Annotated in this window: 19 protein-coding genes; 6 read left to right on the plus strand and 13 right to left on the minus strand. The window is 70.2% G+C overall.

Annotation, left to right across the window (positions count from 1 at the left end; genetic code table 11):
• Positions 1 to 6: 6 nt before the first annotated feature.
• From pgfA to JLI01S_RS00290, 4 genes are read right to left on the minus strand one after another with little or no spacing between them, the layout of a single operon-like run.
• Positions 7 to 1,164 (minus strand): cell envelope lipid trafficking protein PgfA, encoded by a 1,158-nt coding sequence (gene pgfA / locus JLI01S_RS00275; RefSeq protein WP_084349066.1) that lies wholly within the window; start codon positions 1,162 to 1,164, stop codon positions 7 to 9.
• A complete protein-coding gene (locus JLI01S_RS00280; RefSeq protein ID WP_068258379.1) occupies positions 1,133 to 1,702 on the minus strand; it encodes a D-glycero-alpha-D-manno-heptose-1,7-bisphosphate 7-phosphatase in 570 nt (189 codons plus the stop codon). The genes pgfA and JLI01S_RS00280 overlap by 32 nt, the downstream gene beginning before the upstream one ends.
• A gap of 29 nt (positions 1,703 to 1,731) precedes the next feature.
• A complete protein-coding gene (locus tag JLI01S_RS00285) occupies positions 1,732 to 2,334 on the minus strand; it encodes a D-sedoheptulose-7-phosphate isomerase (protein WP_068258381.1) in 603 nt (200 codons plus the stop codon).
• A complete protein-coding gene (locus JLI01S_RS00290; RefSeq protein ID WP_068258383.1) occupies positions 2,331 to 3,374 on the minus strand; it encodes a GHMP family kinase ATP-binding protein in 1,044 nt (347 codons plus the stop codon). The genes JLI01S_RS00285 and JLI01S_RS00290 overlap by 4 nt, the downstream gene beginning before the upstream one ends.
• Before the next feature lie 55 nt (positions 3,375 to 3,429).
• Between JLI01S_RS00290 and JLI01S_RS16535 the strand changes: the two genes are divergently transcribed.
• Positions 3,430 to 4,629, plus strand: coding sequence for an acyltransferase family protein (locus tag JLI01S_RS16535; RefSeq protein ID WP_169797262.1), 1,200 nt, complete (start codon positions 3,430 to 3,432; stop codon positions 4,627 to 4,629).
• On the opposite strand, the gene JLI01S_RS00300 is transcribed toward JLI01S_RS16535, so the two are convergent.
• From JLI01S_RS00300 to JLI01S_RS00310, 3 genes are read right to left on the minus strand one after another with little or no spacing between them, the layout of a single operon-like run.
• Complete coding sequence (locus tag JLI01S_RS00300; protein WP_068258395.1) at positions 4,520 to 8,566, minus strand: alpha-(1->3)-arabinofuranosyltransferase domain-containing protein; 4,047 nt, start codon at positions 8,564 to 8,566, stop codon at positions 4,520 to 4,522. The genes JLI01S_RS16535 and JLI01S_RS00300 overlap by 110 nt on opposite strands.
• Positions 8,563 to 9,285 (minus strand): class I SAM-dependent methyltransferase, encoded by a 723-nt coding sequence (locus tag JLI01S_RS00305; RefSeq protein ID WP_068258583.1) that lies wholly within the window; start codon positions 9,283 to 9,285, stop codon positions 8,563 to 8,565. The genes JLI01S_RS00300 and JLI01S_RS00305 overlap by 4 nt, the downstream gene beginning before the upstream one ends.
• A 13-nt stretch (positions 9,286 to 9,298) precedes the next feature.
• Complete coding sequence (locus JLI01S_RS00310; RefSeq protein WP_245634472.1) at positions 9,299 to 10,111, minus strand: class I SAM-dependent methyltransferase; 813 nt, start codon at positions 10,109 to 10,111, stop codon at positions 9,299 to 9,301.
• A 115-nt stretch (positions 10,112 to 10,226) separates the two neighbouring features.
• Between JLI01S_RS00310 and JLI01S_RS00315 the strand changes: the two genes are divergently transcribed.
• Positions 10,227 to 11,465, plus strand: coding sequence for a glycosyltransferase family 4 protein (locus JLI01S_RS00315; RefSeq protein ID WP_068258402.1), 1,239 nt, complete (start codon positions 10,227 to 10,229; stop codon positions 11,463 to 11,465).
• 74 nt (positions 11,466 to 11,539) lie between these two features.
• Here JLI01S_RS00315 and JLI01S_RS16815 read toward each other — a convergent pair whose 3' ends face one another.
• The 5 genes from JLI01S_RS16815 to JLI01S_RS00335 all read right to left on the minus strand — a co-directional run bounded on the left by JLI01S_RS16815 (position 11,540) and on the right by JLI01S_RS00335 (position 19,631).
• Positions 11,540 to 11,695 carry a DUF2613 family protein gene (locus JLI01S_RS16815; protein WP_157074763.1) on the minus strand — a complete coding sequence of 52 codons (156 nt, stop codon included), beginning with the start codon at positions 11,693 to 11,695 and terminating at the stop codon, positions 11,540 to 11,542.
• A gap of 90 nt (positions 11,696 to 11,785) precedes the next feature.
• On the minus strand, positions 11,786 to 13,459 hold the full coding sequence (locus JLI01S_RS00320) for an MmpA family trehalose lipid delivery protein (RefSeq protein WP_157074764.1): 1,674 nt from the start codon (positions 13,457 to 13,459) through the stop codon (positions 11,786 to 11,788).
• A gap of 22 nt (positions 13,460 to 13,481) precedes the next feature.
• Positions 13,482 to 14,591, minus strand: a complete 1,110-nt coding sequence (locus tag JLI01S_RS00325; protein WP_068258406.1) for a glycosyltransferase family 4 protein — start codon at positions 14,589 to 14,591, stop codon at positions 13,482 to 13,484.
• Positions 14,588 to 15,418, minus strand: coding sequence for a glycosyltransferase family 2 protein (locus tag JLI01S_RS00330; RefSeq protein WP_068258407.1), 831 nt, complete (start codon positions 15,416 to 15,418; stop codon positions 14,588 to 14,590). Before JLI01S_RS00330 ends, JLI01S_RS00325 begins: the two co-directional genes overlap by 4 nt.
• Positions 15,405 to 19,631 carry an alpha-(1->3)-arabinofuranosyltransferase domain-containing protein gene (locus JLI01S_RS00335; protein ID WP_084349069.1) on the minus strand — a complete coding sequence of 1,409 codons (4,227 nt, stop codon included), beginning with the start codon at positions 19,629 to 19,631 and terminating at the stop codon, positions 15,405 to 15,407. Before JLI01S_RS00335 ends, JLI01S_RS00330 begins: the two co-directional genes overlap by 14 nt.
• A gap of 125 nt (positions 19,632 to 19,756) precedes the next feature.
• Between JLI01S_RS00335 and JLI01S_RS00340 the strand changes: the two genes are divergently transcribed.
• The gene (locus JLI01S_RS00340; protein ID WP_157074765.1) at positions 19,757 to 21,007 is read left to right on the plus strand and encodes an MATE family efflux transporter; all 1,251 of its coding nucleotides are present in this window, start codon (positions 19,757 to 19,759) and stop codon (positions 21,005 to 21,007) included.
• A 19-nt stretch (positions 21,008 to 21,026) separates the two neighbouring features.
• Here the strand turns inward: JLI01S_RS00340 and JLI01S_RS00345 are convergent, their stop codons facing one another.
• Positions 21,027 to 21,707, minus strand: a complete 681-nt coding sequence (locus JLI01S_RS00345) for a hypothetical protein (protein ID WP_157074766.1) — start codon at positions 21,705 to 21,707, stop codon at positions 21,027 to 21,029.
• Positions 21,708 to 21,772: 65 nt separating this feature from the next.
• Between JLI01S_RS00345 and JLI01S_RS00350 the strand changes: the two genes are divergently transcribed.
• The 3 genes from JLI01S_RS00350 to JLI01S_RS00360 are packed head-to-tail and all read left to right on the plus strand — an operon-like array spanning position 21,773 to position 25,718.
• The gene (locus JLI01S_RS00350; protein WP_084349070.1) at positions 21,773 to 23,806 is read left to right on the plus strand and encodes an acyltransferase family protein; all 2,034 of its coding nucleotides are present in this window, start codon (positions 21,773 to 21,775) and stop codon (positions 23,804 to 23,806) included.
• On the plus strand, positions 23,806 to 24,840 hold the full coding sequence (locus JLI01S_RS00355) for a nucleotidyltransferase family protein (protein WP_068258419.1): 1,035 nt from the start codon (positions 23,806 to 23,808) through the stop codon (positions 24,838 to 24,840). Before JLI01S_RS00350 ends, JLI01S_RS00355 begins: the two co-directional genes overlap by 1 nt.
• Positions 24,837 to 25,718: an FkbM family methyltransferase gene (locus JLI01S_RS00360; RefSeq protein WP_084349071.1), complete on the plus strand. Its 882-nt coding sequence runs from the start codon at positions 24,837 to 24,839 to the stop codon at positions 25,716 to 25,718. Before JLI01S_RS00355 ends, JLI01S_RS00360 begins: the two co-directional genes overlap by 4 nt.
• The last annotated feature ends 12 nt before the right edge of the window (positions 25,719 to 25,730 follow it).

Below are 25,730 nucleotides of genomic sequence, written 5' to 3' on the forward strand. Positions count from 1 at the left end.
CGATCCTCAGCGACCGTGCAGGTCACGCCGCGGCGTGGTGTGGTCATCCGGACCCGCCGACCCGAAGACCGGGTCGTCATCGCGACGCTCGTCCTCACGCGGCGTCTCGGAGTCCGCCGAGCGGCGACGCCCGATGACCAGCGAGAGCAGCAGACCCGCAAGAAGCAGGAGGATGCCGAGGATCGTGAAGACCAGCGGGAAGGTCGAGTTGACCATGTGGAGCAGCGAGGACTTCGACTTGTACTCCTCGACGTTCTTGTCGACCGTCTCGGGGGTGAAGCGCGAGGTCGTCTCGAGGGCATTGAGGGACTTGCCGTTGTAACGGAACTCCTGCTTCTGCTCCTCGACCCGGTCCAGGACGACGCCGGTGACGGGGTCGACCCAGAAGGTGCGCTTGTTGGAGTAGTAGCGGTCTGCCTCGACGGCACCGGAGTCGTCAGCGCCACCGAAGAGGTTGCCCGGGAGCTCACGCGTCGCGTACTTGGTCTCGGGAACCACCTGGGTGAACTTGTAGGCGTTCATGCCCTGGAGGTCCTCCTCCCCCTCGAACTTGACGGGGAAGGACTTGCCGACCGTGCTGTCCCACCACGTGTAGGTGTCGACCGGCTTGGTGTCGAAGGGGAACTTCACGAGCAGGCCGTCACGCTTGACCTCTTCGCCGTTCTTGGACTCGCCGCAGCAGTTGACGGCTTCGCCGGTGTGCCGGTCGAAGACGAGCACCTCGGTGCTGCCGTCCATCGGGATGTTGTCACCGTTGTTGTCGCTGACCTGGCCGCTGTTCCAGACGGCGACGTCCTTGCCGGACTCCTCGGAGGCCTGCTTGGACGCCTCGGGGTCACCGATGATGCGTGCCGTGGTCGTCAGCTCGCCCTGGCCGGGCTTGACGTTGTCCGCGTCGAAGAACTTCGCGTCGGCGTCCTGGACGATCTGGGTGGTGTTCTGGTCGTTGGGAACGACCGCCAACCGCGGGTAGGCATAGAACTTGAAGAGCAGTCCCATGGTCAGAATGAACGCGCCGACACACATGATGATTGTCGGCAGCAGGTACTTGCGCACGAGAGAACCCTCCTTGGACCTGAATAACTTACCGGACAGTAGCACCTCGTGAGCGCCGCTTCCGTACGAGCACAGACTAGGGGACGTGGCCTTCGCCACGTCGGACATCGCACGCCGTGCCCCACGGACCGTCGTCCCCGAGGAGCCGGGCCACGGCGCGTCGGATCGGCTCGTCCTGCCGGACCTGCTGAGTGCGCATCCCCAGACCGTCGGCGGGGGCGAGGTCCGAGGGCATGTCCCCCACCATGACGCTCCGACGTGGGTCCGCCCACGGAGCTCGCGAGAGGACCTCGCGGAAGAGCCCGTCCAGGGGCTTGCGGCACTCGCAGGCGTCACGGTCGTGCGGGCACACCACGATGGCGTCCAGTCGACCGCCCTCGAGTGCGAGCAGGTCGTGCAGGCGTTGGTGGACCGCCTCGAGACCGGCGCGGTCCAGCAGGCCGCGTGCGATGGCGCGCTGGTTGGTCACCAGCACGATGGGCATGCCTGCCAGGGTGAGTCGGGCCACCGCCGCGGCGGCTCCGGGAAGCAGCTCCAGATCGTCAGGCCGCGTGACATAGCCATCGGGGACGCGCACGTTGAGCGTCCCGTCACGATCGAGCAGGACGAGGTCGAAGGGGGTGTCCTCCCCCGGCGCGGTCAGCACCGGGGGCCCGAACCACCACGGGCGAGGGGTCAGGACTGCTCCTGCATCGCCAGGTCGACCGCCTCGCACCAGGCGTGCGCCCAGAGCATGTGGACCTCCTGGATCCGCGGGGTCTCGCTGGAGGGCACGACGAGCAGGTGATCGGCGAGGTCCCCCTGCCCTGCGCCCTTGGTCCCGGTCATGAGGATCGTCGCCAGGCCACGCAGTCGGGCCTCTGCCAGCGCCGCGACGACATTGGGACTCGTCCCGGACGTGGACATGGCGATCAGGACATCGCCGGGCCGGCCGAAGGCCTGCACACCGCGGAGGAAGACCTGGTCGAAGCCGTAGTCATTGCCGATCGCCGTCAGCGAGGAGTGCGACTCCGCGAGGCTGATGGCGGGCAGCGGGTGGCGGTCCTGGATGCACTTGCCGAGGAACTCCGCCGCGACGTGGCTGGCGATGGCGGCCGAGCCGCCGTTGCCGGCGACGAGGAGCGTCCCCCCGGCACGCAGTGCCTCGAGCACCGTCTGACCGGCCGCCCCGACGCGCTCGCGCATCTGCGGCGCCGACACCTGCTCCGCGAGCGCTGCCCACGCAGCGATCCCGGCATCGAGCTGCTGAGCCACCAGGTCGGTCTCGGTGGATGTCATTGCTGGCCCTTCCAGGTCGTGACGCCGTGCTTGGTGAAGGTGAACTCGGAGACCGACAGGCCCAGCCGGATGAGCTCGTCAGCGACGACGTGCCGCTTCTCGAACTCACAGATGAAGATCATGTGGCCACCGCCTCCGGCACCGGTGACCTTGCCGCCGAAGGCACCACAGCCGAGTGCCGTGTCCACGGCCTCGGCGATGAGTGGGGTGGTGATGCGTGAGGACATCTTTTGCTTCTGCTGCCAGGCCTGGCCCAGGAGATGCCCGATCTCGTCGACCTTGCCCCGCAGGAGGGCCACCCGCATCGCGTCAGCGAGATCGCGCTGTGCCCGCAGTCCCGCCACGGCGTCCTCGTTGCCCATCTCGTACCGCGAGACCTGGTCCTCGATGATGTGGTCGCTGACCCGGGTGCGGCCGGTGTAGGCGAGCAGCATGTTGTGCTCGAGCTCGTGGACGGTGTCCGGTCGGATCCGCAGAGGATTGACCACGACATCGCCGTCCTGGCGGAACTCCATGAAGTTGAAGCCGCCGAAGGCGGCTGCGTACTGATCCTGGTACCCGCCGGGGATCTGCAGGTCCTCACGCTCCAGGCGATAGGCCAGCTCGGCGATCTCGTGCGGCCCCAGATCCAGGCCGCAGTGCCTGGCGACCAGGTCGATGACCGCCACCATGACCGCGCTGGAGCTGCCGAGGCCCGAGCCGGGTGGCGCGTTGGTGTGCAGGAAGAGGTCGAAGCCGTCGGAGCGGATGGCGCCCTCGAGCGTCATGATCCGGGCGATGGCCGCCTTGGGCAGGTCCAATGTCCCGTCGAGCACGAGGGGCGTACCCACGTCGTACCCGATCGAGGTGCCGTAGTCGTGAGACTCGACCGTGATGTGTCCGTCGGAGCGGGGCCGCAGGGTGGCGTAGGCGTAGCTGCCGATCGTCGCACTGAGGACGGCTCCCCCTTCGCGCTGGGGAAATGGGGCGACATCTGTGCCGCCACCAGCGAAACTGACCCGCAGGGGCGCGCGTGCGCGCAGCACCGGACGCACGGTCATGGATGTCCTCCCCAGAGTGAAAATCAGCGATTATTACCGAATGGTAGGCGACGACTTGAGTACGAGGCACCGTCCGGGACGCATCCTGGGTCTCGACCTGCTGCGTGCTGTCGCCGCGTGGCTCGTCCTGCTCTCGCACGTCGCCTTCTGGACCGGCGCGGGGGCACAGGGCACTCTCGGGGGGCTGGCCGTTCGGGGCGAGCTGGGGGTGGCGGTCTTTTTCGCGCTCTCCGCCTTCTTGCTGTCCGCCCCCTTCGTCCGTCGAGGGCTCGGCGGAGCGGCCCACTGGTCCGCACGTCGCTATCTCACCCGTCGTGCGGCGCGCATCCTGCCGGCCTACCTCCTCGCCCTCGCAGCGGTCGTGGCCGTCGCCGCCTTCCTCGGTGGGGCCGCTGCCAGCGGGCTCGACGTCCCCACCGTGCTCGTGCACCTCGTCATCGGCCAGGGGTGGACGGGGAGGACCTTCCAGTCCTTCACCCAGTCGTGGAGCCTGACCACCGAGGTGACCTTCTACGTCCTGCTGCCCCTCATCGCGGCGGCGGCCGCGCCGCTCACGCGAGCGCCCTCCCCCGTCCAGCGAGCACGTCGGATGCTCCTGCTGTGCGCTCTGGTCGCCGTCGGTGGGCTCGCCCTCCAGACTGTCTCCGCCCTGGTCGCGGATCCTCACTGGGCCGGGGTGCTGGCGACGAGCGCAGCCGGGCACGCTGCATGGTTCGCCATCGGGACGGCGGTCACCGTCCTCGTCGAAGCCGACCGGGCGGGCATCGAGGTCAGCTCCCGACCAACCCTGGCCGTCGTGCGCACCAGTCCGGGAACCCTCGTGCTCCTGGCCCTCGTCCTCTGGGTCGTCGCCTCGACCCCGGTCGCCGGACCGCGGGGCATCGATCCCTCCACCGCGAGCGAGGCACTGGCCGCCGAGCTGCTCTACGGAGCGGTTGCCGCCTGTCTGCTGCTCGCGGCGACATCACGCGGACTCACCGACGCGCTCACGTCCTCGCCCGTCGCGCGCGGGCTGCGCTGGCTCGGAGACATCTCCTATGCCATCTTCCTCTGGCACGTCCTCGTGCTCCAGGTGGTCTTCGCGGCACTGGACCTGCGACTCTTCGCCGCGCCCTTCGCCCCGACCCTGCTGCTTGTCACGATCGTCAGCATGGGTCTGGGTCACCTGTCGTGGGTGCTGCTGGAGAGTCCGGTCCTGGCTCGGGCCCACCGCGGGACGGACGCACCAGCGCCGCAACCAGCACCCCGAGGGTGAGGGCCCCGAGGAGCTGGGAGGCGAGCGAGCCCGTGGACTGACGGTCCGCGACCCCGAGCACGGCCAGGACGACACCAGCGCCCGAGAGGACGAGGGCGACCGCGAGCGCACGATGTCGCGCCGAGACCAACGCGCCGACGGTCGCCACCAGCATCCCCGCCGGACCGGCCACGAGGAGCCCGACCGCTGCGGCACCGAGGAGCGCGACCATCCACAGCCCACGGCCCCTGCTCGGCCGCGGTGCGGTCGAGGCGGCATCGGTCACCTCCTCCGGCTCCTGGTCCGACGCGATGGTCCCGGCGATCCTGCCGCGACGCCCCAGGAGGAGCTCGAGCAGGGCCCACAGGCAGAGGACACCGATGAGGAGCGCCCCTCCGGCGAGTGCCAGCCGGTGCTGGGTGTTGGGTGCGAACTCCACCAGGACCCGGGACCGGCTCCCTGCCGGCATGACGAAGGCCTGCCGCCACCCGTCGACCGTCACCGGCTCGAGGCGGTGACCCTGCTCGTCCGTGGCCCGCCATCCGGCGTTGGCTCCCTGGCTGAGCGCCAGCACGGATCGCTCGCCGGAGCCGACGTCGAACACCCACCGGCCGACGTGGTCACGGTGGCTCGTCACCGTGCGATCGACCGCAACCTCGGCGCGGGTCCACCCGGTCGGCACGAGCGAGACCGATTGGGGGACCAAGCCGGCGACGGCACGAGCACTGATCCGGCCGTCACCGGCGGGGAGGTCTCCGCAGGCTGTCGCCGCCACCGGGTCCCCCGCGATCAGCGACCGTCGCGCTGCCGTGAGGGACAAGCCGATGCGTCCGTCGTCCCGGCCGACCTCCCCGGCGCCGCTGCAGGGCAGGGTGAGTGACTGCGTGGGTCCGGCGAGGCCCGCGAGACGCACCTCGGGTGCCGACCACGCCGCTCGTCCGGGCGGGCGGGTGAAGCTCAGCGAGATGCTCCGGGTGCGCTGTGGGGGGATCTGCAAGGTCGTCCCGCTCGCAAGGACGTACCTCGCAGTGTCGGTGGCGACCGTCACGGGGCCGACCGCCCGGTCCAGGGTGATGGTGCCGACCTGGGTCTCCTCCCCCAGGTCGATCGCGAGCACGGGTTCGGCGGCACCGGCGGAAGGACGCCAGCGGGTCGACGGGTCTCCGTCCACCGCCGCAACCGGCCACGCGGTCAGGCCGCGGGCGGTCTCCGAATCATCGGGCGGGGTACTGCCGGACAGGCTCCATGGAGCGGAGACGACGGCCTGGCCGGACTCGTCCGTGCGGACCCGGACGGACGCCGCCACCCGGGTGGCCGGCAGCGGCCCCACTCGGCGGACGAGGTCGGACGGGTCCTCCCCCAGGCCCGGGCGCACGGCACCGCGAGGATCCCGGGTGAGCAGGACCGGGCCGGGTCCTGCGGGAGCCGTCAGACCGGTCGACAGGCTCGGACCTCCCTCGAGCTCGACCTCACGCACCCCGATGGCCGGCGGGTCCTCGCCCTCGCCGGGCGGTTGCCCCGTCAGCGAGATGGTCAGGCTCGAGCGCTCCCGCCCGTCGAGCGAAACACGCCACGTCATCGACCCGTCGGGCAGGTGACCGACGCTCCCGTCGACCTCGACCGCAGCGAGTCGGCCGATGTCCCCACCCCAGGCCTCGTGGACCAGCACCGCGTTCGGGCGGCTGCCCGCAGGGAGGTCGAGGGTGATGGTCTGCGCCGGCGAGCCGTCGCCACTCACCCATGCCGTGCGCGAGTCCCCGTCGAGCATCGCGGCCGGACCGCTGCCGGCGCCCAGCCATGCGGGGGCGAAGGGGTCGGCGGCACTGGAGCTCGTGTGGAGACCGTCCAGCCCCTGGTAGAAACGAGTCGTCCTGGCAGTGTCGGCACCACCCGGTTGCAGGTCGCGTGTGCCGACCACCGCCGGGCGGCGATCCCCTGCAGGCAGCGTCGGGCCGTGGCCCCGGGCGGGTGGTCGTCCGGAATTCAGGGCCTGCCAGCGCAGGGTGTCGGTGCGGATGTCAGCACCTGAGCCGTCGGACAGGGTGGTGACCGCATCGGGGTCGAGCAGTCCGGATGCGACCAGCGCAAACCAGGCCTCGGGTGCGCCGGCCACGGGGATGACTCCCTGGCTCGGCACGAGAGCCACGGGCTCGGCGGGCTCGTCCAACCGCCACACGCTGATCCGGTCGGCGCCCTCGCCCACCGAGCTGGCGAGACTCACGCCCGGGCTCGCCGCGAAGGTGGCCGCCACCTGTCGGGAGTCGGCCGCGCCCACGTCCGGGTCCAGGCCTCCACGGACGACGACCCGCGAGACGCCCAGACGGCGCAGCCCTGCAGCGAGCTGGGGCTGGCTGCGGCCCGTCGCCGTCAGGTCATCGAGGCCGTCGAGGATGCGCGTGGCGCCGGGGTGCCCGAGCGGAGCGGCCGCTCGGACGAGGACCGGCGAGCTCGCGAGTGCGGTCAATGGCTCGTCGGTCAATCTCCCCCAGGTGAAGTCCGCAGTGCGGGCGCCGGGCAGGACGAGGGTGCTGCCCCCGTCGACGGCCGCCATCTCGTCCACCTCGGCGGCGACGCCCTGCCACACCGTCGGCACACCGTCGGCTGCCCAGGCATCACCGACGCGGGAGGCCCACAGCGGCGCCAGGGAGCCCACGAGAGCCAGCACCGTCCCGACGACGACCACCTGACGAGCAAGGGCTCCGGCACCTCGCTCGACACGAGTCGCCCAGTGCGCGAGCAGACCGACACCGATCGCGATCGGGAGACGGATGAGGAGGTCAGCCTTGTGCACATTGCGGAAGGGAGCCAGCGGCCCGTCGAGCCATCCCTGGACGGTGCTCGCCAGCGGACCCGAGGCTGACCCTGAACGCCCCGCGGCCATGACGACGACACCGACGAGGACGAGGACGAGCGCCCATCGCGTGAGGTGGCGTCCCTCCGCTGCCGCAGGACCATCGCAGGCGTCGTCATGGCCGGAGCGGCGACGCACGAGACCGGCGAGCCCGAGGCCGGCCACAGTGGTCGTCGCGAGGATCCCGGTGAGCGACTGGGCCAGCAGCCAGCCGCTCTGCCACGTCGGGTGATCCCCGTCGGTGAGGATGTACGCGATCCAGTGGTTGGCCCCCCTCAGGACATTGGTGACGGAGGCGACCGCCGTCGTCGTCGACGCCAGCTCGATGTGGTCGAGGAAGGGGTAGGAGTAGCGCCCGAGGACGAGCAGTGGGCCGAGCCACCAGGCTGAGCCGAGCCCGGCACCCAAGCACCACCACGCCAGGGCCCGGCCACGGCGACGCCCGCCCGGCGAGAGCATGATCCACGCGGCCGCCGGCACGAGCGCGACGAGCGAGACGGTCGCATTGACGCCACCGAGGCTGGCGGCCAGCAGGCCCGTGGCGACAGCCATCCGCCGACGGTGCGATGGTCGCCCTCCCGGGGCCACCCCCCTCGCTGCGACGAGGACCAACCAGGGCGCGAGCGCCTGCGGCCACACCTCGACCGAGATCTCCGACAGGACCGTGAGCACCCGCGGCGACAGCGCAAAGACCGCCCCGACGAGGAGCGCCGGGACCGTGGGCAGGCCGCCGACCCGACGGGCCAGCCGTTCGGCACCGACGAAGGAGACGACGAGGATGAGCATCCACCACACGCGCTGGGTCGCCCAGCCCGGCAGTCCCACGGTGTCCCCGGCGAGGAAGATCGGGCCCATCGGCCACAGGTACCCGTAGGCCTGGTTCTGCAGCTCTCCGATCCCGGTGTGGTCGTTCCATGCCCACAGTGCCCGTCCGAGGTACCTCCCCGGGGAGAGGACGAGATCGCTCTTGGTGTCCGGCTGCAGCAGGCCCGGGGCCACGAGCCACGGGAGCACAGCGACCAGCAGGGTCGCGACGGCCCTCTGCAGACGCTGGCGTGCAGCCCCCACCACGGACGTGCCGGGGGTCGGGTCGCTCCCCTCGGTCATCGGCGACGCAGGATGAGGAGCAGGTTCCAGGTGACGACCTCACGCAGGCCCGGCACCCGAAGGATGTGCGCTGCGGCGTCCGGAAGGTAGCGAGGGCGGGCAGCAAGGATGTCGGCGTCCGCACCGTGGGCCCAGTCGAGCCCCTGGCGCACGCTCACGCGGTAGAGGGTGTCACCCACACGGTTCTTGGGCGGGTGCCCGTGCTTGCGCTCATAACGAGCGATCGCTCGCTCCCCACCCAGCCAGTGCCACGGGGAGGTCTCGTGGCCACCCCAGGGGGAGAGCCAGTTGGTGTACGAAAGGAAGACGAGGCCGCCGGGGCGCGTGACGCGCAGCAGCTCGTCGGCCACCGCCTCGGGATCGGGCACGTGCTCCCACATGTTGCTCGAGAAGACGATGTCCACACTGCCGTCGGCGAGCGGCAGACGCATCGCGTCCCCGACAAGGCCACCGTCGCGGACCGACGGGACGCCGGCATCGTGATCGACCGGCACATAGTGTGCCCCCGCGCGCCGGAAAGCACGGGAGAACTCGCTCGGCCCGGCACCGACGTCGAGCACCGTGCGGCCCGCGAGCTCCGTGTGCTCGCGCAAGAGCGCGATCGAGTCCCCGGCGAGCGTGGAGTAGAACCTCTGCGGATCGGTCTGCTCGACGAGGAAGGAGCGGAAGAGACGCACGGAGCGACGCAGGCCCCTGCGCATCGGCTGGGCGGGAGTCATCGACACTCCCCCATCATGGACGACGCGCGATGAGCTGCAGGGTCGGCCGGCTCCGCTGCGCGACCAACCGCTGAGCAACGACGAAGGGGACGCTGGCCACTGCGGCGGCGAGCACCGGCTTGGACCCGAGGACACCTCGGGGTCGTGCCCCGGGACGCACGGCGCGGGCCAGGCTGGCTGCGTCGACGCTCAGGCTGTCGAGCAGCAGGCGACGGACCTCGATGTCGACGAACCCGGCGGCTGCGGCGGCTCTGGACAAGGACTCCGCCGAGAAGAACCGGATGTGGGTCGGGTCCTCGAGCATCCACCAGGCGGCGCCATAGCGGTCCAGACCGGAGCTGTCACCCGCCGGCGTGATGAAGCTGGCCCGCCCGCCGGGACGCAGCAGCTCCCACGACGAGCGCAGAGCCACGTGCGGGTCGACGACGTGCTCGAGCACGTGGATGCCGTACACCAGGTCCTGATCACCGGGGAGCCGGGAGGCATCCTCGATGCCTCCGGTCCGCAGGTCGCCGCGGGCGCGGACGACCTCATCGACCCTGACACCCAGCTGGTCCGGATCGACGCCGGCGACCTCCGCCCCGGCGTCGAGGAAGCGCCGCAGCATCGAACCGGCTCCGTAGCCGACCTCGAAGACCCGGGGCGGCACGCCATCGCGCACGAGCTCCCGGTAGGTGAGGTCGAGCCGGATGCGGTCCAGCGTCGGCTCACCGCCGTACGCCAGGTCGCGGTGGTCGGCAGGGCACCGGTCCAGGTCCCGCACGATGTGCCCGCAGCGCTCGCACCTGTCGACGATGCAGCTGCCACGGATCGCCTGCCCACGCACGACTGAGCCGCACACCTCACAGCCGACGTGCTCACTCTCACCTACCGTTGGGTAACTCACAGCGTTAGCCTATCCGTCGGTGCCGCGACAGCCGCGACGCCGACGAGGAGTGACGATGACGCCGAGCACGGCAGACCCGAAGGAGCGCCTTCGGGTGCTCTACCTCTCCTGGCGCGATCGGGAGAATCCCGAGGCCGGAGGAGCCGAGACCTTCACCGAGCGAACCTCGGAGGTCATGACCCAGGCGGGGCACGAGGTGACGATCTTCACCGCGTCCTTCCCCGGGGCGAGGCCGCGCACGCAGCACGGGGACGTCGAGGTGGTCCGTCGCGGATCGAAGTTCAGCGTCTACCTCCACGGCTTGTGGCATGTCCTGCGGCACGGCCGTGACTACGACGTCATCCTCGATGTGCAGAACGGCGTGCCGTTCTGGTCCCCCCTCGTGACCACGGTGCCGGTCATCAACATCGTCCACCACGTCCACCGCGACCAGTGGAGCGCCGTCTTCGGCGCGAAGGTGGCGCGTCTGGGGTGGCTCCTGGAGTCGCGGCTCGCACCCTTCGTCTATCGCCGCAGTCGGTATGTCACCGTCTCCAAGTCCACCAGGGCCGAGCTCGAGGAGCTGGGGGTCGACGCCGACCGGGTGGACCTCGTCTACTCCGGCAACGACCGCCCTGCGGACCTGGACCGGTACGCCCGTCTGGAGCGCACCGAGGCGCCGACGATGCTCTTCCTCGGCCGGTTGGTCCCCCACAAGCACGTCGAGCAGGCCGTCGACATCCTGGCCTCGCGCGCCGAGACCCACCCCGACCTGGAGCTGCACGTCGTCGGCGGTGGGTACTGGGAGTCCGCGATCGCTGACCACGCGCGAGCTCGCGGCGTCGCCGACCGGGTGCACCTGCACGGCTTCGTGGAGGAGTCACGCAAGCACGAGCTGCTCGCGCGCGCGTGGATCGTCGTCATGCCCTCGCACAAGGAAGGGTGGGGCCTGACCATCGTCGAGGCCGGCCTCCACGCCACGCCCGCCGTCGCCTACAGCTTCGCCGGTGGTCCCAGCGAGTCGATCGTGCACGGCCGCACCGGACTCCTGGCCGACTCCGTCAGTGAGTTCGAGGCACATGTCATCACCCTCGTCGATGATGCGGCCCTGCGACGCTCCCTCGGCCGTACCGCTCGGCTGTACGCCAGCTCCTTCGACTGGACGCGTGCCGGCCACCGTCTGGAGTCGGTGATCCGCTCGGTGCTGGGTCTCACCGACCGCTACCGGGACGACGTCATCGACCTCGACGCCCTGATCGCCCACCGCGCCGGGGACGAGACCCCGAGGGGGCAGCTGGAGACCATGGCCTCCTGATCTCCACCATCCACGCACGGAGGGGGCGTCCGCTCGATGAGCGGACGCCCCCTCGTGTGGGGTCTTGGGTCAGATCAGCTGTTGTAGTTGATGATCTGCTGGTTTTCCTGGGGCATCGAGGCGCTGCTCTGCACCTGGACGATGCCAAAGATGGCCAGGGCCGCCAGGAGTGCGCCGAGCACGGTGCCGCCCACGTTGTAGGCGATCTTCTTCGAGGCGTCGTTGTTCACTGAGTGTCCTCCATAGGGCGGATGTGATTCGGGTTCACTGTATACCGACGAGTCACTTGTGGCGAGTCCGTCCAGCGTGTTGCGCTCGTCTCATCTGCGACGACGTCGGCAGCCCGCCAGGAGCACGACGCTCAGGACCACCGCGCCGAGGGTGCCCACGAGACCGAGCGCCCGCCACGCGTCGCGGGGAGGCGTGCTGAGCGTGCTCGGACCGAGGTCATGCACCTCGAGGTCGCCGACCGTGGTGCTCGGGATCCCTGCCAGATCCGGCATCGTGCCAGCCGGTGCAGGCTGGTCCTCCTGGACCAGGACCCAGCGGACCCCGAGCGAGCGCAGGACCCCGACGGTGGCGCCCCCTTCGGCCAGCGCTGTGGTGACCTGGTCAGCGGCATCGTCCTCGCCGCGGACGGTGCCCTGCCGCAGGGGCAGCCGGTCGTCGGAGAGCACGTCCTGGGGCAGCAGTCGGTTCCACGGGTCGAGGACCACGCGATCGCCGTTCCAGTCGTATCGTCGATAGGTCGACCACGGAAAGACAGCGACCGGGTCGCCGGAGCGAGAGAGCTCGTGGGCCACGGTGCGCACGTCCTGCGGGTACTCCACGCTCCCCCACGTCGAGGCATGTCCCCAGGCGAGGGAGGGCAGTGTCGCCACCGGCCAGAGGATCGCGACGACCATCGGGAGGCTGGGCCTGCGCCCGGCCGCATACCGATCGACGACCGTCGCCGTGGCCACCGTGAGCAGGAGGACCCAGAGGGCGACGAACTTCTGGCCGTCCCGCAGCAACCCCCCGCCCGGGACCTGTACGACGATCAGCTCGAGGAGCCCACGGCCGCCGGGGATCGCAGCCAACGCCGCAAGGAGCAGACCGATGACTCCGGCCGCCGTCGCCCCCCGTGCCACCGGATCGGCCCACCAGGTGCGGCGGGGCACAGCGAGCACGAGCACGACCAGGACGGCGAGCAGCGCGGCGACGGCGAGCGGCCACGTGGTCCGCTCGAGGAACCACGTGCGGTCGTTCCACAGCCCGCCTCCGAGGACGAGGGAACCCACGACGCCGAAGGGAGTGTCGGCCGCGGACGCGAAGGCGGACGTCCCTGACGCGTCGGCCGCCTTGGAGGAGGCGCGCAGGAAGGGCCACCACCAGGACGCGTTGGCGAGCAGGACCACGCCGACCACGACGGCGAGCATCCGCAGACGCCGGGCAGGCGGCCCAGCGACCGCGACGGTCACGACGGCCACCAGCGCAGCCAGGACTGCGGGCGTCGAGCCCCCCAGGGCTGCGCCAGTGAGCGCGGCCACGAGCAGCGCCCTCCCCCGGCGCTCCCCCGTCCGCGCAGCACCCTCCAGCACCCATGGCAGAGCGGCGAATCCAAGGAGATATCCCCAGTGCCCGATGCCCAGACGCTCGCCGACCCAAGGGTTCCACGACCACAGCATTGCGGCCGCCACGGCTCCGGTCGCGGTGTTGGCCAGACGCCCGGCCCCGGCTCCCCCGACGACGAACGCGCCGAGCAGGAGGATCTTTTGCACCAGCCACCCGGGCAGAGCCAGTCCCAGCAGAGCGACGACGAGGTCATTGGGCACGGCCCGGGGCACGCTGCCGTCGGTGCCGAGCGTCCTGGCCGACATCGGGAGGTCCGGCACGAAGACGAGGTCGTAGTGGAGCGTGTACCCCGGCGCCAGCGACGGCCCGAGGACGAGCACTCCCAGGACCGTCCCCACGGCCGCACCGACGGCTGTGATCCGGCCCTTCCCCTGCGTCACCTTCCCCTGCGCCAGAGCCATCTCAGGCCCGGTGGAGGGCTTCGACCTCGGCGAAGGCGGACCCCATGGCCGCGCACTGGGTGGGCAGGTCGTGGTGGGTCACCGCATGGGTCCGGTTGGCAGCGCCGACCTGCGCGCGCAGGCGTGGGTCGCCCAGGAAGTGCAGCAGCGAGTCGGCCAAGGCCTCCGCGTCGTCCTCGACGAGGCGGTTGGGCGGCTGCACGGCCTCGTCATTGGTGCCGCAGCGCGTGGTGACGATCGGCAGACCACAGGCCAGTGCTTCGAGATAGGCCAGGCCGAGCTGCTCGGTCCATTTCCACGTCGGGCGCGGCGCCGTGGCGAAGACGGCCGCGGAGCGCATGAGGTCGGCCACGCCCGCTGCGTCGAGGGAGCCGACGATCTCGACCCCGGAGCGAGGGTCCTCTGCCGCCGACCGGACGAGGTGCTCGAGAGGACCGCGACCGGCGACCTTGAGCCGGGCCTGCGGGATCTCACGCCGCACGATCGCCATCGCCTCGAGCACGCGGTCGATGCCCTTGTTGTCGGCGAGCGGGGAGGCGAAGACCACGATGGGCTCGGCGACCGGCTCGGCTGCCGGGTGGAAGAGCTCGGTGTCCACCCCGGGCTTGACCACGCGGATGAGCTCGTCGTCGAAGTCGTTGGCCAGCAGGTGGTCACGTGCCGCGTCGACCATGCACAGGAGCAGGTCCGCGTCGCGGCAGGAGTTCAACGCCTGGCGGTAGGGCGGAACCTTGTAGAGGGGCTGGTCCGGTAGGTTTTCCCAGGTGATGACGGCCTGCAGGGGCCTGCGGGCGCCGCCCGCACGTGCGGCACGACGCCACCGCGAGGCCTGACCGGTGACGAGCGAGCACAGCTCGAGCGAGGTCACCCAGTCGTACTCAGCAGGGTCCTGCTCAGGCAGACCTCGGACCCAGGCCAGGGCCCCTGCCTCGACAAAGCGCTTGATGGGACGCCGGTAGGTGCTCGGGATCCAGTCGATGTCGCCCACGGGCTCCTGCTGTGCCATGGCCTTGACGGCGGTGTCCGGCATCCTGGACATCCAGTACAGCTCGCGACGGGCGCGTTGGTCGGGCAGGGACACCCACAGCATGCGGCGCAGGGCGTCGCTCATGCCGCGTCCCGGTCCCGGCGGCCGCGGCGGGCGCCCCAGGCGTACCCGCCGGCCTCCATGGCGCGCAGCGCAACCATCCCCGCAGCATGCGCCGGGTCCCGAAGGAGGCGCCGATGATTGCGCAGGTAGGACCTCAGCACCGCCTTGCCCTGAGCACCCACCGCGCCCTCGTGCTGCTCGGCGAACGCGGGAATGCTGCGTCCGTAGTAATAGCGCTTGCTCATGACGTCGCGGACCGTCAAGCGGCCCTCGTCGTGGTCGATGATGATCGGGGCCAGCTCGATGCCTGCACCGGACCGACGCATCTTCATCCGTAGGTCCGCGTCCTCCGGGCCGGACATGTCCGTGTGGAATGCTCCGTCGCCCAGCAGGTAGTCCCGGCGGACGAGTCTCGGGTTGTGCAACCACGGGTCGTCCAGGTAGCACTCCCGCTCCAGTGCCCGGCAGGCCGTCCAGAAGCCGTCTCCGATGGTGCGCTCGGGCAGGGCGATGCCGGTCGCGCCCGTGGCCAGGGCGGTCTCGATCGCCAAGGCGATCGTGCGCGGCGGCAGGACCATGTCGCTGTCGAGCCACAGGACCCACTCCGAGCGCGCTGCCTCGATGCCGGTGTTGCGTTGGGCCGAGCGCTCCGGACCGGCCGTGATGACGCGATCAGCGAAGCGCTCGGCGACCTGTGGCGTCCCGTCGGTGCTGTGGTTGTCCACGACGACCAGCTCCACGCCGGGGTGGGTCTGCGCGGTCACCGACCGCAGGCAAGCCTCGATGGTGCGGATGTTGTTGCGGGTCGGGACGACGACGGTCACCGATCCCGCGTCAGACCGGGTCATGACGCTCCTTGAAGGTGAGTGACTGCAACTGTTGCTCAGAGTGCAGGAGTGCGCCCAGCACTGCGAGGGCCAGTCCACCACCTGCCAGACGGTGGGGCCACAGGCTCGCAGAGATCGCGTCCGCGCTGACCTGACCACCGGTGTTGCCCGGGCCCACGACGAACCACACCGCCGCCAGGATGATGAGGACGACGCCGCCGTCGATCAGGCGCTCGGGCCGGATCGGACGCCACCGCATGAGGGCAACCGCCCCGGCGGCGACGATGAGCCCACTCCATCCGACGAGGAGGCCCGCGGTGAGGACGGTGAAGACCTCCAGCGCGACCCGACGGCGACTGCGTCCGTGACGCGATGCTCGGGTCGAGCCGGCGAGCGGGTCGTTGGCCGGGTCCTCCTCGACCTGCGAGACCACCTCTCGAGAGGCCTCCGTGTCGTCGAGGGGGACGCCCGAGGACTCGACCGCGGCCGGGTCCTCTCCCTCGGTGCGTGGGCGACGAGTCGTCCACCAATATGCGGCCAGCAGATAGAGAGCAGCGACCAAGAAGGTCGTGGAGACGAGGAGTGCGATGGTTGCCGCTCGCTGGGGCCCGAAGGAGATGTTGATCTCGTGCGGAGAGGTGGCATCGTCAATGATCCACCCCACCGAGTACCCGTCGAGCTGGACCGGCGGGCCGAGGTCCTCGCCGTCCATGGTCGCCTTCCACCGGGGGTCGTAGCCCTGACCGAGGACGACGGCGTACGGGGACTTGGAGGACCCGGTACGGACCTGTGCGCCGCCGTCCGACCTGGTCTCCACCTGTGAGGTGGGTGCGGGGCTCTGCCCGGAGGGCTCGAGCCCGGCGACATCCCGCAACGAGAGGCTGTCGAGGGTGACCTCGTCCACCGGGCGGAGCTGGTGCTCGCCCCAGCTGACATCGAGGCGATCACAGCCGACCCATGAGGCCCCTGCCGAGTCGGCGACGGCGACGGCGGCCGAGTCAGCCGGACGCATCTTGACCGGCTTGCCGTCCAAGGTCGCCACGGTCAGGCAGCCGTCTGCAGCATCAGTGGGCGTCGCCTGCTCGATGCCGGTGTCGATGCTCGTGAACCGCGCATTGGTCGCGTCGTCCCCGCCCTCGGTGCCGGTCACCTCGACCCGGATGCGCTCGCCGCGGACCGGACGGTCCAGGACGATGGTCGACGTGCCCTTGTCGACCTGCCCGGAGCCGACCGTGGTGCCATCCACCGTGATCTCGACATCAGTGGCGAACCGGGTCCCCTCCGTGTCTGCCCCGAACCCGTCCCGCTGGGTGATGCTCACCCGGTCGAAAGTCGTGGGTGAAGCGGCCGTGGCCTGCCACCACTCACCGTCCATGCCGCCACCCGGGACCCATGCCGTCCCGGTGTCACCGTCCGCGGCCCGCGAAGCGCGCAGGTCAGCGTTGTTGAAGAAGACGCTCGCCGATCGGAAGGTCGGACCCTGACGCACACCAGCGAGGCGGTCATAGGTCGTCTCCCAGGACCCGTCCAGTCGGATGTCTGCAGAGGCCTGCATCCGCCGATCATCCGGCACGCTGAAGTCACGGCGCAGGTCTGCCTCCGTGTCGTCCCGAGAGGACGGCGTGTTGAGGACACGCGTCAGGTAGATATCCAAGGGGACCGTGGCGAAGTCCTGGCGTTCCCTGGGTGTCAACCGGCTGTACATCTGGTCGATGCTGCGCGGCAGGCGAGCGGTGCGCTTCGCGATCTCCTCCACCCCGAGGTCCACCTCGGAGATCCCGACCAGGTTGAAGCCTTCGCCGCGCACGCTCTTGACGCGCAGGCTGACATCCGTGGCCGAGACTCCGCCGAGGTCGAGGTGCGCCTCGCCGGACTTGGAGAAGGTCCCGGTCACCGTCCGACCGCCCGCCGTCATCTCGACCTCGTCGACGGCCACGGGTCCGAGATCCGCCTGGGTGATGGTCACGTCGTCGAGCGTCTCCGCCCGGGGCAGGGTCAGGTCCAGCTCCATGCCGGGCGCGCGACGGAAGTCACCGAACATCCACGACGTCGCGGGATTGCCGTCCACGGCATTTTCGGCGACGGCGTTGGGCATCTCGAAGAAGGTTGCCCCCTCTTCGGTGGCTGAGGCCAGGATGCCCGATCGACGCAGCACCGTCTGGTCGTCCGCGTCCCCGAGCGCCCTCGTCAGGTCCGGCGTCTCGTCCGGCGTCAGCAGGGCGCCGTTGCCCGCAGTCAACCGGTTGGTGATCGAGGCTCGGCGACGGTTGGTGTCGGTGAGGACGATCCGCCCCGAGTTCTCGACAGCCGTGGGGAATGCCTCGTCGTCGAGATCACTCGTGTAGCGGAAGAGCGGCGTGTTGCGCATCAGGCCGGCGTCCGCGAGGGGCGGGATCGACCAGGCATCACCGGCGATGAGGAGGGATCCGCGCACGGGGGCGACCCGGACGGTGGGGACCGGCTCGGTGACGTCGTACAGCTGCACGGGGCTCAGCAACCCCTCCCGGTAGTCCTCGGGCGGGATGGTCGGCGGCAGGATGTTGCGCCCGGCCTCGCCGAAGTTGGCCTGGCCGAAGAGTCCGGGGTCTCCGGCGAGCACCCGTGCGGTCGCGCCGGGCCGGGCCCCACCGGCGTCCTCCCAGACAGTGTCGTGGCGCAGCAGGATCTGGTCGACCCCGAGGTACCGGGCATAGGTCGAGATCGCGTTGTCGACGCTCGACTCGCTCTGCAAGGTGTCATCGAGCGCGTTGAGGAGGTTGGCACCTCCCGCAGACGTGCTCGACGTGGTCTCGGGGATGACGGTGTCCCGCGTGAAGAGCGAGTTGCTCACGTCGTCCGGGCGCTCCTGGCTCCACCGGTAGTGAGGCCGGACCTGCCCCGGGAGGAGGAGGACGCGGTTGGTCCTGGGGTTGTCGTTGACCCGCTCAGCCGCCTGGTGCCAGTAGTCAGGGACGTCGAACTCGGAGATGTACAGGTTGCCGGTGAAGGCCGGCGCCGCCCACGCGATGACGAGGACGAAGGCACCGGCAGCCGAGAACTGCCGCAGCCCCGGTCGGGACCTCAGGCGCCGGCCGATGTGATGCGCCCCGACACCGATGGTGAGCGTGAAGGCGAGGGTGAGGACCGCCCCGATCTTGTTGGAGGTCCGGAAGGCGACCGTCCCGGGTATGTGCTCGAAGGCCCACCCCATGACCGCGCCGGCTGGCGAGGCCGGGTCCCCGGGAAAAAGGCCGACCATGATGACGGCTGCGACCGCGACACTCACGGCACAGATGCGCGTGATCGTCGGAGGGGTCCAGCGCATGGACCACAGCGCCAGCGCCGGCCACAGCACCGTGAGGAGGACGACGAAGGCGGCGGTGATGTAGATCGCATACTGCGGAACCCACGGACCGGCGTCCGAACGTCCGTACAGCGTCCACATGCCGAGTCCGCGCAGCACCTCGAGGTACGAGCTGACCTTGGCGATGCCGTCGAGGGTCTCCGACCCCCTCACCACCTGCGCGCCGGTCCCTTGGGCTACCACCGACGGAACCAGCCAGTACATCGCCAGTCCCAGGACGAAGAAGGCACACTTGCCGACCACGGCGCTGACGGCCGACCACGGCAAGGACCAGGCTCGTCGCAGCACCAGGACCACGGGGATGGCCATGAGCAGCTGGTAGATCGGGACGACGGCGACATTCATGCCGCTCATCGCGAAGAAGATCAGGCCCACGGCGGCCGGCCAGGCCCAGGACTTCGGCGCACGCAGAGCCCTGATGAGGGCGATGAGCATCCACGGCAGGAGGCACATCGGCAGGGCGATGGCGAGCGTCGAGCCACCCGTGATCGTGTACGGGTTGGCCAGGAAGACCACGCTGGTGATGAAGACCGACCAGGGCGAGACCTTGGGCAGGAGGTGTCGCAGCAGTCTCCCTGCACCCCATGCACCGATGACCCACAGGACGAAGTGGAAGACCTTGAAGGTCATCTCCGGTGACAGGCCGATGAAGCGCAGCAGGGCTGTCCACACCAGGACCGGGACCAGCCCGACGTTGAAGTTGGCGGCTCCCAGGTACGGCGTCGCACTCCACGACGACAGGTACTGCTGCAGCATCCGTCCCGGTGAGACGTACACCTCGGGCTTGATGTCCGTGTGGAAGTGCCCGAACGCATTGCCGAAGACGACGAGCGCCAGCACCGCCAGAGCCACCAGGTGGGCCACGCGCAGCGTGGTCAACCGAGCATGCACAGGCTCTCCATCGGGCAGGGGACATGGGGGACGCGAGCGTCCTGTGGCGAGCAGCCTAACGCGCCGGGGCCAGAATCGTACTCACAGGTAAGGTTCGGAGCGTCCGCGGTGGAGAGGGGATGCACGTGAGCGCCTCGGCGGCGGAGAAGGCAAGTCCGGTCAGCAACGGTGGCTGGCTCCTCGGCGTGTGCATGGGCCTGAGCAATGTCCTGGGCTACGCCTTCGTCCTCATCGTCTCCCGCTCACTCGGCCCGGCCGACTTCGGTGCCTTCTCGGCCGTCAACAACACCGCGATCTTCCTCTCGTTGCCGGCCAGCGCCTTCCAGGTCGTGGTCGCCGCACACCAGGCTCGCGGACACGCTCATCGTTCCGGGATCGGACTGGCCCTCCTCGTCGGTGGAGCGCTCATGCTCGTCACCGCGGCCCTGTCCCCCGTCGTGGCCGACCTCTTCCACCTCGGGTCCCCCGTGTCGGTGCTGCTCGTCGCGCTCATGATGCCGGCGTACACCCTGACGGGCGCGGCGCAGGGCCTGCTCCTGGGGCACCGACGCCTTGCGGCACTGGCCGGCGTCTATGTCGCCATCTCCGCGGCGCGCGTGGTGTCGGCAATCGTCGCTGCAGCGCTCGGTGTCGGCGTCGTCGGCGTCTTCGCATGGCTGCTGATCGCGGCGTGGGCACCGGCACTGATGGCCCTGTGGCTGGCCCGTCATCACGTGCAGAAGTGGCGTCGCTTCGAGCTCGGCCTGGTGCAGGAGCTGCTGACCTCCAACGGCACCCTGGCCGTCCTGCTGGCCATGACGAGCACGGACGTGCTCCTCGCGAGGCACCTGCTGTCGCCGCACGAGGCCGGCGCCTATGCCTTCGCGGGCCTCTTCGGCAAGGTCGTCTTCTGGGGGACGCAGTTCGTCGCACTCACCCTCGTGCCCATCGCCAGCCGTGGGGCCGGGCGCCGGCCCGTGGCGGGCGCACTCGGTCTCGTGCTCAGCATGGGGCTCGTCGCGGTGGTGGTCGTGGCCGCCGTGCCCACACAGCTGGTGCAGATCCTCGGCGGCAGCGAGTACCTCGATGCAGCCGATGTCCTCATCGCGTTCACGTGCCTGGGCACGCTGTGGGCGCTGTGCCAGGTGCTCCTCTTCGCGGAGATGGCCCGCGGACACCGAGGTCTGACGGTCGTCGCCCTGGCCGGGACCGCCGTCGGCGCGGTCGCCGTCCTGGTGCTCGACGTGCACACGACCACCGCCATCGTCACGACCTATGCAACGGTCGCGGCCGTCGTCGTCCTCGTGGGAAGCGGCCGGTTCCTCCTGCGTGCAGGAGGACCGGGCGCTGAGGTGATCAACACTGAGGTGATCGACCCCGGGCCCACGGGTCTGTGACCCCCACGGGGGGGGTCGATCAGAAGTCGTCGTCCCTACGGCGACGCGACCGGCGCGGTGGCAGGTCGTCGACCTCGTCGTCGAGGAAGTCGTCATCGCGGCGAGCGGTCCGACCGGGCGTCTCATCGGCGACAGCGTCCTCCCAGTCGTCGGTGGACCCGCGACGCGACGGCGCCGGCTCGTCATCCACGTCGTCCGCAGCGACCCGGCTGACCGGCTCGTCACGGCGGGCTCCCCGCAGGGTGCGCGAGTCCTCTGGACGTTCGCTCCGCGAGGCCCGGCCGGTCGTGGTCCTGCGCTCGGCGGGCGTCTTGCGCTCGGCGCGACGCTCACCCCGACGCGTCTCGTCGTCCTCGCGGTCGGCGAGGTCGATGTCCTCGTCCCAGTCCTCAGAACGGGGGGTCCGGAAGATGAGGTACCCCGCCAGCAGGGTCACGACGGCTCCCCCGAGGAGGGCATAGGTGCGGAACTGATTGACGACGGCGGACTCCTGGCAGGCGCCGAACTGGAAGCCGTCCTTGTCAGCGCTCGGCGGGTTGGAGGCACTACCGCAGCCGAACACACCCTCCTTGGACGCGACGTGCACGGGAACGAAGTAGTAGTAGACGGCCGCGACGAGAAGGAGCGCCGCGAGGAGGAAGACGAGGCCGCGAATCACACGCAGCGACTCCGGTCCCTTGGGGGTAGTGTCAGTCACCATGCGCCCATGCTACTCACGAGTTGTGTTCTGATTCGTCGAGTGCAGCAGACCGAGACCTTCCTTCCATGAGACGTCCTGACCTCCACGCGCTCCGGCGCAGCGCCCTGCAGGTCCCCAAGGCCGCAGGGTCTCTGGGCGTGTCCACGCGCAAGGCAGAGGGCCACATCCCGCTCACCTACCGCCCGGCCATCGACGGCCTGCGGGCGATCGCCGTGGTCGCCGTCATCATCGGCCACGCCAACGAGTCGTGGTTGCCCGACGGGTGGCTCGGGGTCGACATCTTCTTCGTGATCTCCGGCTTCCTCATCACGAGCCTGCTCCTGCGCGAACGCACGAGCACCGGACGGATCGACCTGCTGGGCTTCTGGCTGGCCCGTGCGCGACGACTGCTCCCGGCGGTCTTCGTGGTCCTCGCCGCAGTGATCCTGGCCGCCCGATTCATCGGGTTGCCAGCCCGCCGCGAAGCAGTGAGCGGAGACCTCCTCAGCACGCTCTTCTACGTCGCCAACTGGCGGATGTACTTCAGCGACGAGGCCTATTTCGCCACCCTCGCCACTCCGTCGCCACTGCGTCATGCGTGGTCGCTGTCGGTGGAGGAGCAGTTCTACATCATCTATCCGCTGCTCCTCCTGGGCCTCTTGGCCCTGCTGCGCAAGCGGATGCGGCTCGTGGCGGCGCTTGCCGCCTTGGCGGCGCTGTCGGCCGTCCTCATGGCGGCGCTCTACACACCCGGTCACGAGCCGTCCCGGGTGTACTACGGGACCGACACCCGCGCCTTCGAGCTCTTCGTGGGCGCGGTGGCCGGCGTGCTGGCCCTGCGCAGTGGCACCTCGCGGGCACCTGCCGCCATCACGGACCGGACCGATCGCGTCTGCCGAGCCCTGGCTCCCTTCGCCCTGGTCCTCGTCCTGGCGGCACTCGGCGCTCGCGGGCAGTCCCCCGACGTCCTCTTCCGCGGCGGGCTGTTCGTGCTGTGCGTCCTCGTCGCCGTCGTGGTCGTCGCGGCGGCCAGCTGGGAGACCAACCTCGTCCAGCGCATCCTCTCGTGGGAACCGCTGCGTCGCGTCGGCCTCATCAGCTACGGGTTGTACCTGTGGCACTGGCCGATCATCGTCTACTCCAACCAGCTGCTCCTCGAGGTCGACCCACTCGTGCGGATGTACATCCAAGTCGTCGCGTCCTTCATCGTTGCCACGTTCTCGTACCTCTTCATCGAGCGTCCGATCCGGCAGCACGGGCTCAAGGTGCTGCTCCCCCGATTCCCCCGGGTGTCCGTCGTCGTCGGGTCCGCGGCCGCAGTCTCTGTGATCGGGGCCGCCGTGGCGCTGCCCGTGGGGGCGGCCCAGGAGGTGGTCAGCGGTGACGTCACGTCCAACATCGCGTACACCGCCCCGCCCTACATCTCGGGCGAGACCACCCGCCGGGCCCTGCTCCTGGGCAACTCGATCCCGGCCAGCTACGCCAAGTACTACCCCAAGGGGACCTACCCGGACCTCACGGTCGGGTCGTACACCAACCCCGGGTGCGACCTCTTCCCAGAGGCTCGCTACCGCGGCAAGCGGCCTGACCCGGTCAACCCTGATTGTGAGGACTGGCGCGATGGCCTCACCGAAGGGATCGCCGCCGACAAACCCGATGTGGTCGTCGTCTTCGTCAGCCAGAGCCTGGTCTCGGACCGTCACGTCGACGGACGGCGTCTTGACTTCAACTCTTCCGGGTACGAGACCTACCTCGACCGAGGCTTCGACACGCTGCGCGATCGCATCAAGGCGGCACCGGGCGACCCTCGCATCGTCTTGCTCAATCTCTCCTGCCACCGGGTCCCTGACTTCGGGGTCGATGAGGAGGTCACCCGCTTCAACGACGACATCGCGGTCGCCAGGGTCAACGAGCTGGCGACGTCGTGGGCCCACGACAACGGGATCGACGTGATCGACCAGAGCTCCTTCCTCTGCGGCGACGGGTACCACGACGGCATCAACGGCACGCCGCTGTACGAGGACTACCTCCACGTCACCAAGGACTCGGGACCCCAGGTCTGGTCCTGGCTCGCTCCCCGGGTGCGGGATGCCGCCAACGGCGCACCCCAGCCGCAGTGATGGCCGCTCGCACGGCCGTCCTCCTCGTCGGAGGCCTCGGCACCCGCATGCATCCCCTCACGCTGACCCGCCCCAAGCACCTGCTCCCGGTCGGTGGGGTACCCGTCCTGGACCTGCAGCTCCGCCGACTCAGCGAGGTCGGTGTCCGTCGCGTGGCGCTGGCCACTGCTCGGCACGCGGACCTCGTGGCGCGTCACGTCGCGGCACACCCGGTGACTGGCCTCGAGGTGGTCATCAGCGACGAGGGCACCCCCCTCGGCACCGGGGGCGGGTTGCTCGCTGCCCTCGATGTGCTCGCCGCCGACGCCGACGAGCCGGTGGCCATCGTCAACGGTGATCTCCTCACCGGGCACGACCTCCGCGCCCAGACGGCTGCCTGCAGTTCTGGTGTGGACGTCGTCCTGCACGTGCGCGCCGCCGCCGACCCGGCCCCCTTCGGCACCGTGGATGTCGCACCGGACGGACGTCACGTCATCGGCTTCCGCGAAAAGGTACCCGGCCCGGCAGGCACCCTGGTCAACGCGGGGACCTATGTCGTGCGTCCGAGGATCGTGGCCGGACGGGCGAACGGCCGGGAGCAGTCCTGGGAGCGCGACCTGCTGCCGGCACTCATCGACGACGGCGCCGAGGTCATCGCTCACCGCGACGACGCCTGGTGTGCCGACATCGGTTCCCCCGCAGCACTCCTGGCAGCCACCCGCGCTGCCCTCGACGGGACGGCACGCTCTGCGCTGCCGCAGGACTTCGACCCCGCGACCGCGATCTCGCCCAGCACGACCCTCGAGGAGGGCGCCCTCCTCGAGGACAGCACGACAGGCACCGCTGTGCACGTCGCCGCGCACGCTGTCGTGCGCGGTTGTGTCCTCCTCGACGGCGTGCACGTGGGAGCAGGGGCACAGATCACCGACTGCGTCATCGGCGAGGGCGCCGTCATCGACGATGGTGTGACCCTGCGCGGAGTCACCATCGCCGACGGCGCCCGGGTCCGGGCCGACCAGGACGCCGCCGCCGACGAAGGGAGCACCACCCGATGAGCAGCACCACCCCCCGGACGCGTTGGGGACGAGCAGCGTTGTGGCTGCGCTTCTACGTCGGACGCTCCGTCGCGCTCGACCGGGAGACCGTGCGGCTGCACCGGTGGTCGCCCCGTGACCGAGCAGCCTTCCTGGCCAGCAAGACCGCTGCCCTCCCGACCATCCAGGCCGGACGGGCTGCCGATGTCCGTGCCGGCCACGTGGTCTTCCGCGCCACGAGCGCCGTCGACCTCGGCACCTTCCAGTCCTGCCTGCTCGACGTGCACGACGAGGTCGTCGTCGCCGGGCTCCTGGACGGAGTCGCTGAGCCGGTCGTCGTCGATGTCGGCGCCAATGTCGGCCAGTTCGCTGCGGCGGTGCGCACCTTCGTCCCCACCGCCCGCATCGTCTCGGTCGAGCCCGACCCCGACACCCATGCCAAGCTCGCACACAACCTGGAGCGCATGGGCCGCGCCCGGTCGCACCAGGTCGCGGTGGGCGAGCGGCGCGAGGTCCTCACCCTGCACCGGCACCACGTCTCGGTCATGGCGACACTGCGCCCCGGAGAGGTCGAGGACTACGACCCGGCGCTGACGATCGACGTCGACGTGGTCCCCATCGACGAGCTCACGGCGGACCTCGAGCAGATCGACCTGCTCAAGATCGACGTCGAGGGGTTCGAGGTCGAGGCCCTGCGCGGGGCCCGCAAGACCCTGCAGCGCACGCGCTACCTCCTGATCGAGATCGGTCTCGGCCGTGAGGCGTCAGGTGCCAACCTCGAGGCGCTCGCCCTGGTGCGCGAGATCACGCCCGCAGCGAGGATCGTCCGCTTCGGCCGGCCGCTCGGCGGGGTCGAGGACCCGATCTGCCAAGACGTCCTCATCGACCTCGGCCACTGAGCAACCCCTCGG

The organism is Janibacter limosus NBRC 16128, from assembly GCF_001570985.1.
GTDB lineage: Bacteria > Actinomycetota > Actinomycetes > Actinomycetales > Dermatophilaceae > Janibacter > Janibacter limosus.

What these genes read in the sequence shown, in the direction of transcription:
- pgfA (WP_084349066.1), bottom strand. Translation starts at nt 1,164, where the DNA reads ATGTCCGACGTGGCGAAGGCCACGTCCCCTAGTCTGTGCTCGTACGGA.
- JLI01S_RS00285 (WP_068258381.1), bottom strand. Translation starts at nt 2,334, where the DNA reads ATGACATCCACCGAGACCGACCTGGTGGCTCAGCAGCTCGATGCCGGG.
- JLI01S_RS00290 (WP_068258383.1), bottom strand. Translation starts at nt 3,374, where the DNA reads ATGACCGTGCGTCCGGTGCTGCGCGCACGCGCGCCCCTGCGGGTCAGT.
- JLI01S_RS00300 (WP_068258395.1), bottom strand. Translation starts at nt 8,566, where the DNA reads ATGACCGAGGGGAGCGACCCGACCCCCGGCACGTCCGTGGTGGGGGCT.
- JLI01S_RS00305 (WP_068258583.1), bottom strand. Translation starts at nt 9,285, where the DNA reads ATGACTCCCGCCCAGCCGATGCGCAGGGGCCTGCGTCGCTCCGTGCGT.
- JLI01S_RS00315 (WP_068258402.1), top strand. Translation starts at nt 10,227, where the DNA reads ATGACGCCGAGCACGGCAGACCCGAAGGAGCGCCTTCGGGTGCTCTAC.
- JLI01S_RS00325 (WP_068258406.1), bottom strand. Translation starts at nt 14,591, where the DNA reads ATGAGCGACGCCCTGCGCCGCATGCTGTGGGTGTCCCTGCCCGACCAA.
- JLI01S_RS00330 (WP_068258407.1), bottom strand. Translation starts at nt 15,418, where the DNA reads ATGACCCGGTCTGACGCGGGATCGGTGACCGTCGTCGTCCCGACCCGC.
- JLI01S_RS00345 (WP_157074766.1), bottom strand. Translation starts at nt 21,707, where the DNA reads ATGGTGACTGACACTACCCCCAAGGGACCGGAGTCGCTGCGTGTGATT.
- JLI01S_RS00350 (WP_084349070.1), top strand. Translation starts at nt 21,773, where the DNA reads ATGAGACGTCCTGACCTCCACGCGCTCCGGCGCAGCGCCCTGCAGGTC.
- JLI01S_RS00355 (WP_068258419.1), top strand. Translation starts at nt 23,806, where the DNA reads ATGGCCGCTCGCACGGCCGTCCTCCTCGTCGGAGGCCTCGGCACCCGC.
- JLI01S_RS00360 (WP_084349071.1), top strand. Translation starts at nt 24,837, where the DNA reads ATGAGCAGCACCACCCCCCGGACGCGTTGGGGACGAGCAGCGTTGTGG.